This window comes from Veillonella sp. 3_1_44, assembly GCF_000163715.1.
Lineage (GTDB): Bacteria > Bacillota > Negativicutes > Veillonellales > Veillonellaceae > Veillonella > Veillonella parvula_A.
Genome location: NZ_GG770199.1, coordinates 133,391 through 151,493 on the forward strand (window position 1 = coordinate 133,391; position 18,103 = coordinate 151,493).

Genomic DNA, 18,103 nt, shown 5'->3' on the forward strand with positions numbered 1-18,103 from the left:
AAAGATAAACTCAAAGTCGGTATATGTAGTTGATTTTGATACTGATGAACTTGTTAGAAATGCCATTTCATCTTTAAATAGTAAACTTCGAGTTTCAAAAATTTTCTATAAGGTTGAATCTGGCTCGATGAAGCAGATTAAATCAAAAGAGGAGTTAGAAACATCAGGTTCTTTTGTAAAAGAATCTGCTTCAACTTATGGAAGTAAAAATGCTGTAAGCACAAATGTTAAATATGATTTAGTCGGCAAACTAGTAGATGAGACAGGACTAACTCGAAAAGCAATTATACAGATTCTGCAAGGTATTAAATCTGCTGTATTTAATCAATTCAAAGATAATCCAGAAGAGTTCATTATTAAAGCTGCATCACTTATAAATGATGAAAAAGCAACAGCAATTATTGAGCATATTACATATGATGTATTAGATGAAAAATACGATACTAATGTATTTACAGCTCCAACAATTAAAGGACGTTTAGGCACGAATGCAATGAAAGCTAATAAGCATTTATATGATCATATTGTTTATGACTCAACAAATGAGAAAAACTTTGCATCTGAATTGGATATAAACTCTGATGTAGCAGTATATGTAAAATTATTTGATGGATTTTATATATCAACACCTGTTGGTAGATATAATCCGGATTGGGCAATAGCTTTTTATGAAGGCACTGTAAAACATATTTATTTTGTTGCAGAAACAAAAGGCTCTATGAATTCAATGCAACTTCGGTTGCTTGAGGAATCTAAGTTACATTGTGCACGAGAACACTTTAAAGCTATCAGTAAAGGGGACGTTGTTTATGATGTAGTTGATAGCTATAAATCACTACTTGATATTGTGACAAAGTAATAAATAGGGGGAATGGGAGATGCCAACAACAATAGAAGTAAATAAACAAAGTGTAGAAACGTTATTAGGGAGTGGAAAGGCTAAACCCTTCGTTATTCCAGAATATCAAAGACCATACGCGTGGAGTGATGAGCAAGTAGAGACTCTTTTTGAGGATTTATGGGAGTTTACTGCTAGTACCGGTGGTACTGAAAATGATGGATCTTATTTTTTAGGGAGCATAGTTTCCTATGAAAATGAAGATGGTGAACAAGAGATTATTGATGGACAGCAACGGATAACTTCTTTGTTTTTACTTCTTAGAGCCATATATACTAGATTAACTGATACATCTGAATTAGAGCGTACCGCAGAAGCTAAAAATTTTATAAGTAAAATTGAGCCAGCTATTTGGCGAACAAATAAGCTAACAGGAGTTGTTGATTATACAGACATTTTATTAACTTCTCGTGTGATGAATAATGATGGTAATGAAATTCTGCGTGAAATTCTTAAAACTGGTATAGCTATTGAAAGTTCCAAAGATAATTATTCTAAAAACTATAGATTGTTTTTAAGTTTATTAGATAAGCATTCTCAAGAGAATCCATTAATGGTTTATCAATTTATTTATGCCCTATTAAATCAAGCTATACTACTTCCTATTACTGCAGATACTCAAGATACTGCGTTAACAATTTTTTCTACATTAAATGATAGAGGATTGCCATTATCAGATGCAGATATTTTTAAAGCCAAAATTTATAATCAGCTGGATATAGATAGTAAGAAGCTATTCATTGAACGATGGAAGGATCTTGATGAGCAAGCTACATCAAGTAAAGAAAGTATTCAACAACTATTTTATTACTATATGTTTTATTTGCGTGCTTTAGAAAAGGATACAAAGACTACTACACCTGGTATAAGAAAGTACTATGCTAATCAAAAATTTAAAAGATTATACGAAGTAGCTTTGTTAGATAACCTTTTTATAATTTTAAACCTATGGAAAGTTATAAATAAGAATGAAGAGATTGAAGGAGAAGAGTGGTCTAAGAATATAAAAATTAAGCAAACATTAGATACACTTCGTTCTTATCCTAATGAGTTTTGGAAATATCCAGTCGTAATCTATTATATTTGTCATAGAAATAATGAAAGCTTTGAAGAAAAATTTTGTACATTTCTAAATAAACTAGTGTTAGAATTGTTTACAAAATATTTGATTTTACCAACTGTTAATGCTGTCAAGACTGATATACTAAAGCTAAATGCTGCAATTGTTAAATCTGATAAACCTATCTTTGATTTCAAGGAGATTGATTTAGCTTTATTAGAAAAACATATTCAGAATCCACATAGAAACCTTGTTAGAATGCTATTAAAAATTCTTGCTTATCAAGAACAAGAGATATTATTACCAGAAAATTGGGAAATTGAACATATATTCCCACAGAAATGGCAAGATAATTATTTTACAGATGTATCAGATTCAACTATAAAAGAAAAAATAGAATATATAGGCAATAAGGTTCCATTTGAAAAGAAACTTAATATTATTGCTGGAAATGGTTACTTTGGTAAAAAGAAAAAGGAATACTTAGCATCTAGCATAGTAATTACAAAGAGATTAGGTGAATTAGAAAATAATGAATGGAATTTAGATTCTATTATGACAAGAAATATTCGTATTTTGGATTCTATAAAGAATATTTTAAGTAAATGGAATTCTGAATATAATTATATTTCTAAGGAATTTTCTGAAAATAAACAACCTTCTAACGAGGATTTAGAAAAAATAGAAGAATATAAAAAGAACGGTTGGATTTAAAGTTATGAAGAGCTCTTCGCTTATGCGAAGGGCTTTTACTATACACTCATACTTATAAATGTAATATAATTAGAATAAATAGATATATTATATTCGATGAGGTATGTATTATGGAATCAATCTTAGATGTTCATGAGATAATGCACCAATTGAGTATGTGGAGACCAATATTTCATTCTGAAGCAGACTTTCAGTTTAGCTTAGCTTGGCTCATAAAAAAGAAATACTCTGAATGTGAAATTCGATTAGAATTTGTTCCTGAATTTAATCCTAATTTACATCTAGATATTCTTGTTATATTAAATGGTAAATGGATTCCTATTGAACTCAAATATACAACTAATAAATGCATTAAAACTATAAATGAAGAAATTTATGTTTTAAAGGAACACGGAGCTAAGGATCAAGGTTGTTATAACTATTTAAAAGATATAATGCGTATAGAGGAATTCAGGGATAAGAGTAATAAATTTATTGAAGGTTATACTATTAAGATAACTAGTGAGATGTCTTATCTAAAGCCTCCGACAAAAGTAAATTGTACATATGCTGAATTCTCTATTGAGGATGGTTCTATTAAAACTGGATGCATGAATTGGGCCACTAATACAGGAAAAGGAACAATGCGTGGAATGGAGGCACCCATAGTATTAACGGGTATGTATCCAATAAATTGGAAAGAGTATTCTAAAGTTGATGATACTAATAGTGGTACTTTCATGTATCTTGTAAATACAATTAGTAAGAAAAATTAGGAGATACATATGTTTAAACCAGTTCGCAAGAAGATAAATGAAATAGACCATAGTGCTGCAGAAGCTTTATTACAATCTAATCGTCGAGGCATATTAGCCATGAATGGCGATAATGGGTACCCTTATGCTATTCCTATTAATTATTTTTATGATTGTGATAAGAAGAAAATTTATTTTCATGGAGCTAAAGCGGGTCATAAAGTAGATGCATTGAAAGCTTCAGATAAGGTATGTTTTACTGTACATGGTAATGAGCGTATTGATGAATCTGAATCCTGGGCACCGTATGTACAAAGTGTAGTTGTGTTTGGGCGGTGTCGTTTATTAGAGGCTGGAACCGAATCTATAGAGCGATTAAAAGAATTTGCTATGAAGTATTATCCTGATGAAACTTTAGCTGATGAACAAATTGCTCGTAATGGGAGAGCAACACAAATGTTTGAAATTACCATTGAACATATGAGTGGTAAACAAGTACAAGAGAAATAATAGGATTAGCCCTTCGCATAAACGAAGGGCTTTTACTATATAATCATACTAGTAGATGTAATATAATTAAAATAAACAAGTTATAAGATATTTGAGGAGTATTAGTATGACATTGAAGCCTAGAGAAGTATGTGAAAAAGCGTGGCAGGATATAGCGAGTCATTTTCCAGATTTTAAGGTGACCGGCAAAGGTCAGAAGTTAAAGAAAATCTCTAAAAATAAAGATCTTACATTTGAAATCTATTTTCAGGCTAATAGAAATAATTATGCGTGTAGTGTAGAATTTGTTCCACATATTTTTATTTATTCAAAAGATATGAAGAAGGCTAATTATCATAATGGATTTGTTTATGGCGGAGAACTTGGAAGCTTATTAAATAGAAAAGCTTGGCATTGGTGGCAATTAGCAGGAGCAAGCTATCAGTATACTGTAGATGAAGTTAGCAAATTACTTGAGGAACATATCATACCAATATTTGATGATTTTGAAGATATAGAAAGTAATATTGAAAAGTTTATAGATGGAGATATAATTGAACATAATTTACTGTATTATATTTATCACTTTGGTGGGAAAGCTAAGGCTCAGCAGTATTTTAATAAGATAATTGAAAAAGATAAGTTAAGAAGTAAATATATTGGCTTTTATAATCATTTGAAAGACTTGCCGAAGGAAAGTATCTTATTAGATGAAGGAGAGTTTTATGGAGCTGATATGGTTAAGTTTGCTTTTATCAATGGACTTGAAATAGACAAATAATAGGGAAGCCCTTCGCATAGTGATATGTACCCCCTTTACTGGTTATCCAGTAAAGGGGGTACATATCATATATGAAGGGCTTTTACTATAATTTGACCAATGATTACTAGAATTTAAACTTCATACTTGCGGAGTATGTACGACCGGCTGTTGCTTCATCATTAAAGAATATGCGGTTAAATACATTTTGAATACCAAACTGCAATGTCGCCTCTTTAGAGAACTTATAATTCATAGCTATATTAGAAATAAAGTAACTATCCTCAGAACCATATTGACCAGTAATGTCATCTACAGATTGACGACGACTTACATATTGAGTATCCCAAAGTGCATTCCATTTGCCACTAGTATATTCAAGCCCTGCATGGAATATATGTTTAGGAATATCATAATTTACTTCCGTATATTCGTTAGTATTTGTATTAGGAAGTTCTTTATGTTTAATACGGCCCATTTGCCAAGTATAATTTCCAAATACAGACTATTTTGATGATAATTTATGTCGAACTTCTAGTTCTACACCACGGCGAGTTTCTAGGTCCACATTATTATACATTTTATAATCTACATCACCATTACGATCATAATAGGTTACATATTTTATTTTGTCTTTTGTTTTTACATAGAATCCAGATACATTTAATGTTGTTTTTGTATTCCATTCTTTTTTTAGACCAATTTCAAATGAGTCAGACCGTTCTGGATCTAAGTTAGGATTGGCTTTTACAATATCACTATATCGATACACTTGGCTCAATGGAGGTGGGTTAAAGGAGTGTCCGTAAGAAGCATACACGTTCAAAGAGTCATTCAAATAATGTTCAATAGCCAATCTAGGACTCAATTCTGTATAGGCGCCTTCTCCATGATTTACGGTGTCATATTTTTTATTAACCTTATCATACGTAACGTGTTGTCCATGGTACTTTTTAAATCGGTCTATACGAAGCCCTGTATAAATTGCCCAATCATTATTAGGTCGATAAGTATCTTGTATGAATAATGCTAGATTGTTAGTAGCGCCTTTGTTAATTTCATACAATCCACCTGGATATGTTGTAGAATCAAAAGAGGAATGATTTCTCCAATTTGTTAGTTCTCTTCGTTTTTGATCAAAGTTTTCTTTTTTCCAGTTTAATCCAGCAACAAGAGTATGTTTACCCATACGGTCCCAGATTTTTTGTACATCTAAGTTAATTGTTTTTCCAGGGTAGAAGGAGTCATCGCCAGGTCCATTATAGTTTGGTGTGTTTGGACTATTAGGACTAGAGAATCCGTCTTTCTTGCGATCCAATACATTAAAAATAACTTGTAATTTGCTCTTGTCATTTTTATATTGTAAATTATGAGCGTGATATTCTTTCAATCCATCATAGCCTAAATATCTACTTGTTCTAAGAGCCACATATTTTTGATCATTTATTTTGATGTTTCCTGAGAAAACTGGTTTACCATTTACTGTAATCGTACTCATAGGATTTTCATAGGAATATCTATTTTTTGTGTATAGATATGAATATGTTAAAGCTTCCTTGTCACGTAGATTCATCGTTATATAGGTTGAAAGACTTTTATTATTATATGACTTATTACCTCGACTACCTAATAGATAGGCACCATCTTTGGTTTGTGGTACAGGATTATCAGGTGTCACTGTTTTTGTATTAGGTTTGATTTTTGCTGCTTTGCCAGTAATGAAGAAACCTGGATATCCATCGGTACGTCTTTGTTCAAAAGACATACCAACAGCAACACGATCTGATACACGAGCGTCAAAGCCTAACTCGTTATTCAGTGTTCCATGAGAGCCATATCCAACTTGACCATGCCAATGAATGTCTTTTACGGATTGTTTTGGTTCTGCTTGTTTCGTTTGTATGCTGATAACACCTGCCACACCTCTACCACCATATAAAGAAGAGCTAGGGCCACGTACTAGCTCAATTCGTTCAATTGAATGTACCGGTATAGCTTCCCAATCAACACTATTATTAAATGTATTATTCATTGGTACACCATTAAGTAGTACTAATGTATTTGTAGAGTCAAATCCACGGATTTGTAAGCCGCCATTGGCTTTTTGGCTTTTATAAACACCAGGCAACATTTGTAAAGCATCTGCTACCGTATCAGCTCTTCGCGCTTCAATATCTTCCGCTGTTACAACAGAAACAGAACTAGGTGTTTTTACAATGTCTTCCATTGTTCTTGTAGCGGTCACAGTCACATTATAAGTTGGTAATGTCACAGGTTCATCTGTTACATTCTTGTCAATCGCATTTACAATTTGACCACTCATAGCCGTTAAAATCATGGAAAATAATAGAGCTTTCGATGTAATGGTTTGATTGCAACCACTTGTTTTTTTCTTACATTTACTTTTTCTCATATACACAACCCTTTATATAAAATATATAAAAATACACTAATTTAAGTATAGCATTGTAATATGTTTCTGAATAATATCATATTATGAATACTACTTATATTAATATGAATTTTACTAATGGGCTTGTAGAGATATGTAAGTAGGTTAAAGAGTTTAATCCATCTTTTATTGATTATGTGTATTTTTAATATATTTGAGGTGATTACTATGGCAGTTTCTAATTTAAAAGCTACATTAATATGTCCAATAGAAATAGTATGGGATACAGTGACAAATCTGAATGATTATTCATGGAGAAGTGATTTAAAAGATGTAAGAATTATAGATGAGCATAGCTTTATAGAGATTACAAAGGATGGTATTGAAACTTATTTTAAAATTACAGAATGTATTAAATACCAGTCATGGATATTTGAGATAGAAAATAAAAATATTAAGGGTACTTGGGTTGGAAAATTTTATGCGGAGGGAGATAAAACGATTCTAGATTTTACAGAAAATATTGTCTCTAAAAAATCAATACTTAAGCCATTTATAAGCTTATATTTGAAACGACAACAAAAAATATATTTTAGAGATTTAAAAGCAAAACTGAATTGTGAAGAGTTTGACGCTGTTAGATAATATTTATAAGATTAGTTTTATCAAAATAGAAGGTGGTGCGTTTTGTGGCTGAGGTTAGATTTGAAAATCTTCGAAAGTTATTAAAGAGTATGAAGGAAAATGAATGGATAATCGATACTTTTTGGTTTAAGTATAAGAGTGAAAATTATGTAGTTATTCTTAAAGTGTATAACGAAAAGGAGAGAAAACCAAGTGATTATGCAAAAGTAAAATTAGAATTTATTAGAGGCAATAATGTTAAAGATTCTATTCATGCTTATGCAGATTTTTGGGAAATATATTTTAATAGTAGAGATGAGTTCGCTAAATTTTTTAATATCAATAGAAGCGATGCTAATCGTGACTTATTTATTGATTTTTCGAAAATTTTTGCAAAGTTTATACCTGTTAAGAAAATAGAGGAAAAGAGCGATTTGCTTAGGAGATTAGAAGGTTCAAGATGTGAAGGTAATAATCCTGATGCAATATTTTGTTATGATGTTAAACGTAATGGGAGTACAAATGGTCATAAGAATACTAGAACTATAGAAAATAGTAATAAGGCTCGTACTTTAAGATCTTTTTTATATTATAAATATAGAGAAGATCAGAATCTTAGTTTTTATTTTTCTCCTAATCCAAGTGATGAAAAGAGTGATGAAGAGATTATCTGTCAAGTTGCCAAGCGTCATGGTAAATAGACTATCTGTGGAATGCAATTTTTAAATGTGCATGGATTAAAATTTATTAATGTTCTTGTTATTTCGTTATGAAAAGATAAATTGAGATTTTAGAATTGTATTTGGTATATGATAGCCTTTCGCTTATACGAGGGGCTTTTACTATACAATCATACTTATAAATGTAATATAATGTAATTAGTGATAATCATTTTAAAAATATAGTTCATGGGAGAGAGACATGATAGAGTTAAAAGATTTAGGTACATTTGAATCTGTGCCTCACATTGTAACGGATATTGTAACAGGAAATGTTAGCGTGTTAGAAAATGAATTAGCCAATGGTTGGAATATTAATAAACCTATAGAAATTGGTGAATATAGTGAGCATACACCTTTAGAATTAGCTCTTGTCATGTGTTGCTTGCCAAGTATTCAATGGTTAGTCGAGCATGGCGTAGATCTAAATGATGAAGAAAATCCAAGTTTCTTGTTAGCTGTACGGTATGGTAATAAAGAGATTATAGACTATGTTGTAGATCATGGTGCCAATGTTCATGCTTTGAACCGTGTGAAAGTAGATGCCTTTCAAGCTGCTTTATATGGCAAGAAATATGAGAACCTACAAATTATTCATGACTTAGGCCATAGTGTACAGAAATATGGCGGTAAAGCTTTCAGAAATGCCATTACAAATAGTAATTATAAGGTTCTAGATTTCTTTATTCATAATGGTGTAGACATTAACTACAACAAGCCTGATTCTGTATATCCCTTTAAGCCGACTCCTTTGTGCGTTGCGGCTCGGTATGTAGACTTAAAGATGTGTAAATACTTGGTAGAACATGGTGCTGATGTAACCATTACGGAAAAGGATGGTATGCGTCCCTATAGCATTGCCATTGAAAAAGGCGATATGAAAATGGCCGAGTATTTTAAAGCTTTAGAGCCTGCTGAGTTCCATGATATACAGAATAAGATGGATCAATTAAAGCCTTTTAAATTACCAAAAGCATTAGTAAATTTTTTAGAGGGCGATACTCTTTACTTTGAATTACCAGACACCGATTTTATATCCATAGAGTTCTTCCCACTTATTGATACGATTCCTTTTAAATTAGGACGTCGTAATCTATTACGTTTATCTAAAGAACTAGGCGAGTATAATGATCTCCAAATTGTGTGGGATTCTAAAACTAAGAAGATAAGTTGCTATGATATAGAACATCAAGAGTTACGAGAGCTTTGTAAATTTGATGAATTTATGGCGGATATGTCAGGTCAATTAAAAAGTTTATTTTAATATGTGTTATAAAGGAGAGTCTGTATATATGGTAGATGAATTCGATAAAACATATACTGATTGGTCAATTGATGTAGGTACTTATAAATATGAAGGGATTACACTGAATGAAGTTGAGCAAAATCTCTATGCTATTGAGGATCAAGAGCAAGATTTTGTGATTGTATCACCATCAAATAAAATCCTCATAGATAATAAACTGTATAATTTTCTACAAGTTTGCAGTGATGAAGATACTGATTTATTACATACAGAAATTAGTGTAACCAATAATGGTGAGGAAGGCGCTATTATATATGGTAAAAATGAGCAAGGTCCCCAAGAGGTATTACAGATAATAGCAGATTTTATCGCACATCATAAGGTGCCAGCATTAGATAGTTGGGAAATCGTGTTAGATTTAAGACCTAAGACGGAAAGCTATGTACCGGATACTGAAAATGACTAATCATGTAAAATATGATGAACAGTTAAGACAATACACCTTGTATTATGAAGGAATACAATTTTGCTGGGATGAGGTTCCAACGGATGTTAATGTAGAAATTGCAAAATTATTAGCTGCCAATTACCATAAGAATATAGATATAATTGCTATTTTCATCTATAACGAAATAAGAGATTGGTATGGCGATGTAACTATTGATGAAGTAAAAACACGGATAGGTATGCCTATTATTGAACCAGATCGAGATGCTGTGACCTATTGCGAGCAAACCTTTGATGATACGCACATCTTTTCCTTTACATTTCGGGATGATGAATTTAAAGATTTACACTACTTTGCTATAGACGGGTGATATATTTTCAATGATTTGTCTATTATGACTTATATGTGGAGACTACTATGTTATATACACCGAATAACTTTTTGTATAAGTATATTCGCTATCGATTTAGACGGATTCAGATTCAATGCAATATGGTATATGATGTAACAGTAGAGGAAGAAGATGAGATTTGTCGTAATCTGTTAAAAAAGAGAGCGAAGGTATTAATTCCTGTTGGCATATTATATTGTTTGATCTTTGCTGTAAGTTTCGTTTGGCTATTAGGAACAAGTGATGAATTAAACCCGTTAATGCAATGGGAAGTAAACGTAATAGAATATGTTAAACCAATTTTAAATACCATTGATTTTAAATGGTATGCATATTCACTTGACCTATTGCGAGTAGCAGTTATGTTAGCCCCTATAGCGATTATAAATGTATCTCCTTATATCATTTTTTCCTATATTGTTGATACCATTTTGATACGACGCAGGGTAAAAGATTTAATTAAAGAATATGCCACTGATGAGAAACCATTTGGTTAAAATAATCTATTTAGCTAGGAGAGCGTATTATGAGTAATCTAAAAGACTTTGATTGGTTCGGATTTTGGAATGATTGTGACTATGCATTCGAATCCTATATAGGTAAACCTGTTACTGATAAGGATATTAAGGATGCTGAAGCTGAGCTAGGTTATACATTACCTGCAGCATATATTGAATTACTTAAGCATCATAATGGCGGTGTGTTACATAAAAACTGCTTTATTAATAATGATGGTGAAAGTGTAAATCTAACTGGTATATATGGTATTGATAGAGATAAAAAGTATTCTCTCTTTGGGGAGTTTGGCAATGAGTTTTGGACCTCGAAATGTAAATATCCTCCTATCGGTGTCGTTATAGCCAATACCATTTCTGGTGGTCATGATATGATTTTCCTCGATTATCGTGAGTGCGGTCCAACAGGTGAGCCTAAGGTAGTTCGTGTCGACCAAGAAGGAGATTACTCAATTACTCTGTTAGCCGATAACTTTGGTGACTTTATTAAGCAATTATATATAAGCATAGAAGAGATTACGGATGAAGAGTTTCAAGCTCTAAGTGATGATGAAAAGGTTAAGCTTATTAATGAGCAAGCGGATCTCGATATCAAACGGACTATTGAACTTTTAACCAATATCGGTATTGATAATTTATCTCTTATGTTACTAAATACGTTAGGTCGTATTTATAACAATAATGGTCGTCCGAAAGAGGCTATTGAATTATTTGACCGGTTTGAAGAGAAATATCGTGATTGGTCTTGGTATTATCGTAAGGGCTATGCTCATGCATCGTTAGGGTGTGGTAAAAGCTACGAATTTGAACATGTACAACAAGCATTACAGTTAATTGAGACAGCCGTGAAAATGACGAAAGAAGCCCATTTAGAGAAAGAGCTTGGCTGGTGTTGTGAGGTAGTAAAATATTTACTATTTAAAATTAAACCAAAAGAGTACAAGGAGGATTACCCTATGATCTTTGAAGCAGTTAAGAGTGTCTTTGGTAAGAAGGACAAAACAAATACTACTGAAAGTAGAGATCTTGAAGACGTTAATGAATGTGAAGAAGATAACTATCCTACTTATGATGAAGTACATTGGACATTTAATAAACATACATATAGTAGAGAGGCTTTTTCAAAAGAATACAATGAAAATATAAAAGATTATGAAGATGATGAAAGTGAATCTGACATATTAGAAGAACCAGAAATTTTAGTAACCTATGAAGCTTGGATTGAAAGTGTAAACCAACTCTTTAGTAATGAACGTGTAACCGATGAAGAACTACTCGAAGACGATAAAGAAGATGGTATGTGGCAAGTAGAAATTATGGCTCATCTCATTGCAGATAATGGTACATATTTTGCTAGAGAAGAACTGCTCTTTAAATTGCATAATCTAATGGCTAATAAAGAACTGGGTGATCACGTATTTTTTGAAGGTATTGAATACGAAGGTCATGAATGTGAAGGTTATGGGCTTATAGATAACGAAGCTGGTATACCTGTATTCTTTATTGTTTGTGGTAGTTAACTGTTAGATACTGTTAACTATAAAACTATATTTGTAATTTGATAGGATGAAGCATAATGGCGTTAACTGTTAAAGATTTTGAATCTCTATCTGATGTGGAGAAACTAGAAAAAATAAAAGACCTTAATGATACTGGGAACTTGAAAGAGATCATTGATGTGTTAACTGGTGTAGGTGTAGAAAATCTCTCTATACCGTTATTAGGAGAGCTTGGTAGAGCCTATAACAATAATGACAATGAAAAAGAGGCAATCAAGGTATTAGAGTCTATTGATAAAGAGCATCGTGATGCGGTGTGGTATTACCGTTGTGCCTATGCATATGGGTCTATTGTGCTAGATAATAGTGAAGCGTACACATCAAATAATATGCAACAGATGCTAACGTTAGTCGATAAGGGTATACGTTTAGCTATAGAAGAAAGCCGAGATGATATAAAATCATATTGTTTTGAAGTTATCGATATGTGCTACATGGGCATGGACTTTGAAAAATGTGAAGCTGATTATCCTGATTTGAGTACTGCCTATAATGAGTACGTAGCAGAAAAACAAAAGAAAAGACGAGGCGTACCTCGTCATCGAACTATTACTGTTGAAGAAATACAAGCAACAGATGATATGTGGACTATCAATGAGCCTGCTTACTGGACAATCAATATCTATGGTTCCTATGATGATTACATAGAGTCTGCAAAGGATTTTACCTTGGAGCAACGTTACCTTAACGCCATATGCTGGTACTTTGCAGAGGTTAATAATGGGGGACATCATCAATTCTTCTATAACTCTACAGGCATCGTATGGGAAGATGCTCTTGCGGGGTTACGCCTCTTCAAGATGGATATATTAGCAGATAATTTACAATCCGTAATCGATTACTTTGGCGGCTCTGTTCCATTTGATAGAGCTGAGCGATGGACTATTTTACAAGATTGGGAGAACGAGGATGAACTATTCGATTTCCTCGACGCAAAAGATGATGTGGTCTATGAATATGATGGAATCTATGAAGATACATTCGTACATGCACATCCAGAACTATTTGTATTTGATGGAACCTATAAAGTGTCAGAATAAGGTGTTAGTAAGACCTATATGAGGGGCTGCTTTCACTAAGATTATACTATGTATTAGAGGTATTACATGTTAGATAAACAAGGTGTATATGATTGTTTGCGTGACCATCATATCGATTTTGAAATTACAGATCACGCACCATTATTTAGTATGGACGATAAGCCAAATGTGCAGTTGCCGTATCCTGAGTGGGATGCGAAGAATCTATTTATTCGAGACCATAAGCGGGAGCATTACTATTTAATTACCGTTCGTGGATCAAAGCGTGTAGATTTAAAACAATTTCGTAAAGATCACAAACTTAAAAAAATTTCCTTTGGTTCCGAAGAAGAACTATGGGATATATTGAAGATTAAACCAGGTCATGTATCTCCATTTTGCTTGCTCCATGATGAGGACCATAAGGTTCATTATTATATTGACGCGGACTACGAGAATAATTTAATCGGCATACATCCGAACCAAAATGATGCGACCGTGTGGCTTCAAGGTAAAGAACTAGTTAAACTTATTGAAGAGCATGGTACAACTATTGAATATATAACAATATAAGCGTAACATCCTATTTGTTGGAACTAATATTACTCAATATAGTTTTCATAAATAGGATGTTTTTATATGCAAAAGAACTCATAATCTTTTATAATAATGTAAGACCATTTGTTATATAAGAGGTTTTATATGAAAGTTAAATTGATTCAACCACGTATGTTGAAGCGTCCTATGGATACAGATTTAAAAATACGTATGTCCCCACATTTAGGCTTATTAACTGTGGCTAATATTATTCGGCATGAGTGTGAGATCACAATTGAAAATGAAAATATTAGAGAAATAGATTTTAATGATGTACCTGATTTAGTAGGCATCGCGGTGACTGTTGATGTATTGCCTAGAGCAATAGAAATTGCAGCTCTATATAGAAAGAAAGGGGCTAAGGTGATTGCTGGTGGTATACATATTACGACAGCATTCGATACTGTACCTAAGGAGGCATTTGATAGCCTTTGTATAGGTTTCGCAGAAAATACATGGCCTCAAATTATAGAAGATGCTAAACATGGTCGATTGCAATCTCAATATGTTTCTGCGCCCTTAGAATCTGGAGATGATATTGCATCACCAGCATATGATTTGATAGATAAGACCGATTATTTATGGTATAACGTTGTTTCTACTAGTCGAGGTTGTCCTCATAAGTGCGATTTTTGCTATAATAGTTCTGGAACACACCAATATATTAATCGAAATATAGAGGATGTGTTGAGAGATATCAAAAGATTAGGTACAAAACATATTATGTTTATTGATGATAATTTTATTGGTAATATTTCTTGGACTAAACAGTTTTTAGAACGTATTAAACCTTTGAAGTTAAACTGGAATGCAGCGGTTACTATGAAAATAGGACAATACCCTGAATTGATGGATTTAATGAAAGAGACTGGTTGCCAGAGTTTATTTATTGGTTTTGAAAGTATCAGCCCTCAATCTTTATCTAGCGTTCATAAAATGCAAAATAATCGTGAAGAGTTTGAACGACTTATTAACGAATTACATAAGCGTGGTATCATGGTTAATGCTAGCTTTGTATTTGGCTTAGATGGAGATACACCAGAGACTTTTAAAAATACGTTAGATTGGATTATTAGCCAGAAAATTGATACGATTACATCACATATTGTCACACCATACCCAGGTACTGAATTCTACAAGAGAATGGCAGCTCAAAATAGAATTTTTGATTATGATTTGTCTAAATACAATACGTCTCACGTAGTTGTAACGCCACTTGGTATGTCTAAAGAAGAATTAGAAAAAGGGTATCTTTGGATCTATAAAGAGCTATATTCCATAAAAAATATATTTCGTCGCATGCCTAAAACTATCGGTACAATACCAGCATATCTAACTTTTAATTTCTTTTATCGTAGATTTGGACAATTTACATCAAAAGTATGTGAGTTGTTAACTTATAAGCGTATCGGTTTGTTTGCTGAGAAGCTATCAAGATATATGTAAAGGAGTATGTATGAATAAAAATTTATTAAAACGTATTGTACTAACATCTGCCATAGCAGTATTAGGTGTAAGCACATCTTTTGCAGCTCTTGTTATGGAGCGAGATCAATCAGTTGATACAGCACCTAGTGTAGGTATGTATCGTTTCGAAGTACCTGTAGAGTTACAAGGAACTTATAATAGTGCAGGTGTAGTTAATCTGACAGCATCTATGGAAAAAGAACCTAATACATTATCCATGAATGTGGCTCATGTAAAGGGTAATCCATCGGAGTCTTATGTAGTCGAAATCTATAAAGATTTAGCTGCTATTGAAACACATCGCAAATCTGACCATTATCAAGCATTTGTTAATGAAGTCGGTTCTAAATTAACAAATCGTAAGATGTATGATGTACAGTCTGTACTTTTATTTGAAAAGAAAGATGCATTATCTATCGTAAATGATGGTAAGGCAGTAGTGACCTTAACTGAGTTTACTGTTGATAGCAATGAAATCGATACGGTACAACGACAATATCAACTCGATATGGAACGTGCCGTTCGTGATGATGTGGGTTATAAGGTTGGTTATGTGCTTCGTGAAAGAAATGCAAAAAATCGCTGGTATGTCATTCAGATCTATAGCGATCAGGAAGCCCTTACTAAACACTTGAATAGTCCAGGCTATCGCTTTATGATGAGCCAAATCCAAGGTAGTCTACAAGGGGTTACTACTAAAGTATTAGATGGGGATATCCTCGTAAACCATGGTGGGCAAGCTTTTGTCAGACCTTAGTCTTTGATACAATACTAATCAGTAAAGTTACTGCTAGCATATTATGTGCTAGCAGTTTTTTACTATATAATAGGTTATAATCTAGTTAATTCTATTCAGGAGTTATATATGACACAGCAAGAACGATTGCACTATCTTTTAGAGGGATTAGTAGCAGAATATAAAGAGAAATATAAGGAACATATAGATATTCCAGTAAATGAAGAAGAACAATTTACTCTATTTAGAGCACTTTGTAATATTCGTCCTGCAGGAGCCATGCCCGCTGAATGGATGAAGATACAGGATGAATACTTAAATACATTGGCTCATGAAAAAGGCATCGTTACGATTAATGATATGGAAGAACGAGAACCACAAATTTATTTGTGGCAAGGTGATATAACGCGTCTAGCGGTAAAGGCTATAGTCAATGCAGCTAATGAGCAGTTGCTCGGTTGTTTTCTACCGAATCACAAATGTATTGATAATGCCATTCATACTTTTGCTGGTATTGAGTTACGTATGGCCTGTGCTAGGATGACTGAGTATATGGATATGCCTGAAAAGACAGGTGTAGCTCGTATGACCTATGGTTTTAATTTACCTGCCAGTCATGTTATCCATACGGTAGGGCCTATTGTTTATGATACTGTTACAGACTTAGAAAAAGAACAATTGTCATCGTGCTATAGATCTTGTTTGGAGCTAGCTAATGCTTATAGTTTGAACTCCATTGCATTTTGCTGCATTTCTACTGGTGAGTTTAGATTTCCTAATGAATTGGCGGCCCAAATTGCTATCGATACGGTACGTAGGTATTTAAAAGAAACTAATAGTAAAATACAAGTGGTATTTAATGTATATAAGGATATAGATTATGAAACCTACAACAAATTATTGGGATAATATAGAACGTGTAAAAGATTTTTTGAATACAGCTGATGCGGTACTCGTAGGTATCGGGGCCGGTATGTCTACTGCAGCGGGTCTGACCTATAGTGGAGAACGTTTTCATAAATACTTCGATGACTTTCACAAAAAGTACGGTATCACAGATATGTATTCTGGTGGATTCTATTCATTTGAAAGCATGGAAGAATATTGGGCGTGGTGGAGCCGTCATATCTTCTATAATCGCTATGATATTTTAGCAGGTGAACCTTATATTCGGTTGATGGAGTTATTACAAAATAAGAATTACTTTGTGATTACCACTAATGTAGATCATCAAATGCAATTTGCTGGAGTGGATAAAAATAGATTTTATTATATGCAAGGTGATTATGGCTTGTGGCAATGCTCTGAGCCATGTCATCAAAAGACTTATGATAATGAAGAACAAGTGCGTCGTATGGTGAAAGAACAAAAGGATATGAAAATTCCTACAGAATTAATTCCTCACTGTCCTAGATGTGGCGAACTAATGACGATGAATTTACGTGTCGACGGTGCCTTTGTGCAAGACGAAGGTTGGTATGCGGCTCAAAAACGATATGCAAGTTTTATAGAGAATTATAAAGATAAGAAAACTGTATTGTTAGAACTTGGTGTTGGCTATAATACGCCGATGATTATCAAATATCCATTTATGCGGATGGCACATGACAATATAGACACACTATATGTACCAGTTAATATTGAAAAACAATCGATTCCATTTGATATTCAGCAAAATACAGTATTATTTAATAAAGACATACAAAAGGTATTGAATGATTTGTTATCTTAAGAA

Annotated in this window: 18 protein-coding genes and 1 pseudogene; 18 read left to right on the forward strand and 1 reads right to left on the reverse strand. The window is 32.9% G+C overall.

What is annotated here, in order from left to right:
* Positions 1–127 precede the first annotated feature (127 nt).
* The 5 genes from HMPREF0873_RS10040 (at position 128) to HMPREF0873_RS00610 (ending at position 4,676) form a co-directional block, all read left to right on the forward strand.
* A complete protein-coding gene (locus HMPREF0873_RS10040; protein ID WP_008713727.1) occupies positions 128–859 on the forward strand; it encodes a hypothetical protein in 732 nt (243 codons plus the stop codon).
* A 19-nt stretch (positions 860–878) separates the two neighbouring features.
* The gene (locus HMPREF0873_RS00595) at positions 879–2,672 is read left to right on the forward strand and encodes a DUF262 domain-containing protein (RefSeq protein WP_008713729.1); all 1,794 of its coding nucleotides are present in this window, start codon (positions 879–881) and stop codon (positions 2,670–2,672) included.
* Positions 2,673–2,782: 110 nt separating this feature from the next.
* On the forward strand, positions 2,783–3,427 hold the full coding sequence (locus HMPREF0873_RS00600) for a hypothetical protein (RefSeq protein WP_008713731.1): 645 nt from the start codon (positions 2,783–2,785) through the stop codon (positions 3,425–3,427).
* Positions 3,428–3,436: 9 nt separating this feature from the next.
* Positions 3,437–3,916, forward strand: a complete 480-nt coding sequence (locus tag HMPREF0873_RS00605; protein WP_008713734.1) for a pyridoxamine 5'-phosphate oxidase family protein — start codon at positions 3,437–3,439, stop codon at positions 3,914–3,916.
* 106 nt (positions 3,917–4,022) lie between these two features.
* Complete coding sequence (locus HMPREF0873_RS00610; RefSeq protein ID WP_008713737.1) at positions 4,023–4,676, forward strand: DUF4304 domain-containing protein; 654 nt, start codon at positions 4,023–4,025, stop codon at positions 4,674–4,676.
* A 106-nt stretch (positions 4,677–4,782) separates the two neighbouring features.
* Here HMPREF0873_RS00610 and HMPREF0873_RS00615 read toward each other — a convergent pair.
* Positions 4,783–7,068 (reverse strand): annotated as a pseudogene (locus tag HMPREF0873_RS00615) (TonB-dependent receptor).
* Positions 7,069–7,275: 207 nt separating this feature from the next.
* On the opposite strand from HMPREF0873_RS00615, the gene HMPREF0873_RS00620 reads away from it, so the two are divergent.
* The 13 genes from HMPREF0873_RS00620 (at position 7,276) to HMPREF0873_RS00680 (ending at position 18,100) form a co-directional block, all read left to right on the forward strand.
* Positions 7,276–7,692 (forward strand): hypothetical protein, encoded by a 417-nt coding sequence (locus tag HMPREF0873_RS00620; RefSeq protein ID WP_038125336.1) that lies wholly within the window; start codon positions 7,276–7,278, stop codon positions 7,690–7,692.
* Between the two features lie 44 nt (positions 7,693–7,736).
* The gene (locus tag HMPREF0873_RS00625) at positions 7,737–8,372 is read left to right on the forward strand and encodes a DUF6037 family protein (RefSeq protein WP_038125337.1); all 636 of its coding nucleotides are present in this window, start codon (positions 7,737–7,739) and stop codon (positions 8,370–8,372) included.
* A gap of 220 nt (positions 8,373–8,592) precedes the next feature.
* The gene (locus HMPREF0873_RS00630) at positions 8,593–9,654 is read left to right on the forward strand and encodes an ankyrin repeat domain-containing protein (RefSeq protein WP_008713746.1); all 1,062 of its coding nucleotides are present in this window, start codon (positions 8,593–8,595) and stop codon (positions 9,652–9,654) included.
* Positions 9,655–9,682: 28 nt separating this feature from the next.
* Entirely contained in the window at positions 9,683–10,102 is a 420-nt protein-coding gene (locus HMPREF0873_RS00635) for a hypothetical protein (protein ID WP_038125339.1), read from the forward strand.
* Entirely contained in the window at positions 10,095–10,454 is a 360-nt protein-coding gene (locus HMPREF0873_RS00640; protein WP_038125340.1) for a hypothetical protein, read from the forward strand. The genes HMPREF0873_RS00635 and HMPREF0873_RS00640 overlap by 8 nt, the downstream gene beginning before the upstream one ends.
* A gap of 47 nt (positions 10,455–10,501) precedes the next feature.
* Positions 10,502–10,972 carry a hypothetical protein gene (locus HMPREF0873_RS00645; protein WP_008713750.1) on the forward strand — a complete coding sequence of 157 codons (471 nt, stop codon included), beginning with the start codon at positions 10,502–10,504 and terminating at the stop codon, positions 10,970–10,972.
* Between the two features lie 29 nt (positions 10,973–11,001).
* Positions 11,002–12,510: an SMI1/KNR4 family protein gene (locus tag HMPREF0873_RS00650; protein ID WP_008713751.1), complete on the forward strand. Its 1,509-nt coding sequence runs from the start codon at positions 11,002–11,004 to the stop codon at positions 12,508–12,510.
* A gap of 56 nt (positions 12,511–12,566) precedes the next feature.
* Positions 12,567–13,589, forward strand: coding sequence for a DMP19 family protein (locus tag HMPREF0873_RS00655; protein ID WP_008713752.1), 1,023 nt, complete (start codon positions 12,567–12,569; stop codon positions 13,587–13,589).
* 66 nt (positions 13,590–13,655) lie between these two features.
* Positions 13,656–14,141 carry a prolyl-tRNA synthetase associated domain-containing protein gene (locus HMPREF0873_RS00660; RefSeq protein ID WP_008713753.1) on the forward strand — a complete coding sequence of 162 codons (486 nt, stop codon included), beginning with the start codon at positions 13,656–13,658 and terminating at the stop codon, positions 14,139–14,141.
* A gap of 129 nt (positions 14,142–14,270) precedes the next feature.
* Positions 14,271–15,611, forward strand: coding sequence for a radical SAM protein (locus tag HMPREF0873_RS00665; RefSeq protein WP_008713754.1), 1,341 nt, complete (start codon positions 14,271–14,273; stop codon positions 15,609–15,611).
* 10 nt (positions 15,612–15,621) lie between these two features.
* Positions 15,622–16,389, forward strand: coding sequence for a putative quinol monooxygenase (locus tag HMPREF0873_RS00670; RefSeq protein ID WP_008713755.1), 768 nt, complete (start codon positions 15,622–15,624; stop codon positions 16,387–16,389).
* 108 nt (positions 16,390–16,497) lie between these two features.
* Positions 16,498–17,277, forward strand: coding sequence for a protein-ADP-ribose hydrolase (locus HMPREF0873_RS00675; RefSeq protein WP_038125341.1), 780 nt, complete (start codon positions 16,498–16,500; stop codon positions 17,275–17,277).
* Positions 17,249–18,100: a Sir2 family NAD-dependent protein deacetylase gene (locus HMPREF0873_RS00680; RefSeq protein WP_008713757.1), complete on the forward strand. Its 852-nt coding sequence runs from the start codon at positions 17,249–17,251 to the stop codon at positions 18,098–18,100. Before HMPREF0873_RS00675 ends, HMPREF0873_RS00680 begins: the two co-directional genes overlap by 29 nt.
* Positions 18,101–18,103: the final 3 nt, after the last annotated feature.

Coding starts and splice junctions, on each gene's coding strand:
- HMPREF0873_RS00605 (WP_008713734.1), top strand. CDS start 3,437: ATGTTTAAACCAGTTCGCAAGAAGATAAATGAAATAGACCATAGTGCT.
- HMPREF0873_RS00675 (WP_038125341.1), top strand. CDS start 16,498: ATGACACAGCAAGAACGATTGCACTATCTTTTAGAGGGATTAGTAGCA.
- HMPREF0873_RS00600 (WP_008713731.1), top strand. CDS start 2,783: ATGGAATCAATCTTAGATGTTCATGAGATAATGCACCAATTGAGTATG.
- HMPREF0873_RS00650 (WP_008713751.1), top strand. CDS start 11,002: ATGAGTAATCTAAAAGACTTTGATTGGTTCGGATTTTGGAATGATTGT.
- HMPREF0873_RS00645 (WP_008713750.1), top strand. CDS start 10,502: ATGTTATATACACCGAATAACTTTTTGTATAAGTATATTCGCTATCGA.
- HMPREF0873_RS00635 (WP_038125339.1), top strand. CDS start 9,683: ATGGTAGATGAATTCGATAAAACATATACTGATTGGTCAATTGATGTA.
- HMPREF0873_RS00660 (WP_008713753.1), top strand. CDS start 13,656: ATGTTAGATAAACAAGGTGTATATGATTGTTTGCGTGACCATCATATC.
- HMPREF0873_RS00665 (WP_008713754.1), top strand. CDS start 14,271: ATGAAAGTTAAATTGATTCAACCACGTATGTTGAAGCGTCCTATGGAT.
- HMPREF0873_RS00680 (WP_008713757.1), top strand. CDS start 17,249: ATGAAACCTACAACAAATTATTGGGATAATATAGAACGTGTAAAAGAT.
- HMPREF0873_RS00630 (WP_008713746.1), top strand. CDS start 8,593: ATGATAGAGTTAAAAGATTTAGGTACATTTGAATCTGTGCCTCACATT.
- HMPREF0873_RS00670 (WP_008713755.1), top strand. CDS start 15,622: ATGAATAAAAATTTATTAAAACGTATTGTACTAACATCTGCCATAGCA.
- HMPREF0873_RS00620 (WP_038125336.1), top strand. CDS start 7,276: ATGGCAGTTTCTAATTTAAAAGCTACATTAATATGTCCAATAGAAATA.
- HMPREF0873_RS00595 (WP_008713729.1), top strand. CDS start 879: ATGCCAACAACAATAGAAGTAAATAAACAAAGTGTAGAAACGTTATTA.
- HMPREF0873_RS00640 (WP_038125340.1), top strand. CDS start 10,095: ATGACTAATCATGTAAAATATGATGAACAGTTAAGACAATACACCTTG.
- HMPREF0873_RS00655 (WP_008713752.1), top strand. CDS start 12,567: ATGGCGTTAACTGTTAAAGATTTTGAATCTCTATCTGATGTGGAGAAA.
- HMPREF0873_RS00610 (WP_008713737.1), top strand. CDS start 4,023: ATGACATTGAAGCCTAGAGAAGTATGTGAAAAAGCGTGGCAGGATATA.
- HMPREF0873_RS10040 (WP_008713727.1), top strand. CDS start 128: ATGAAGCAGATTAAATCAAAAGAGGAGTTAGAAACATCAGGTTCTTTT.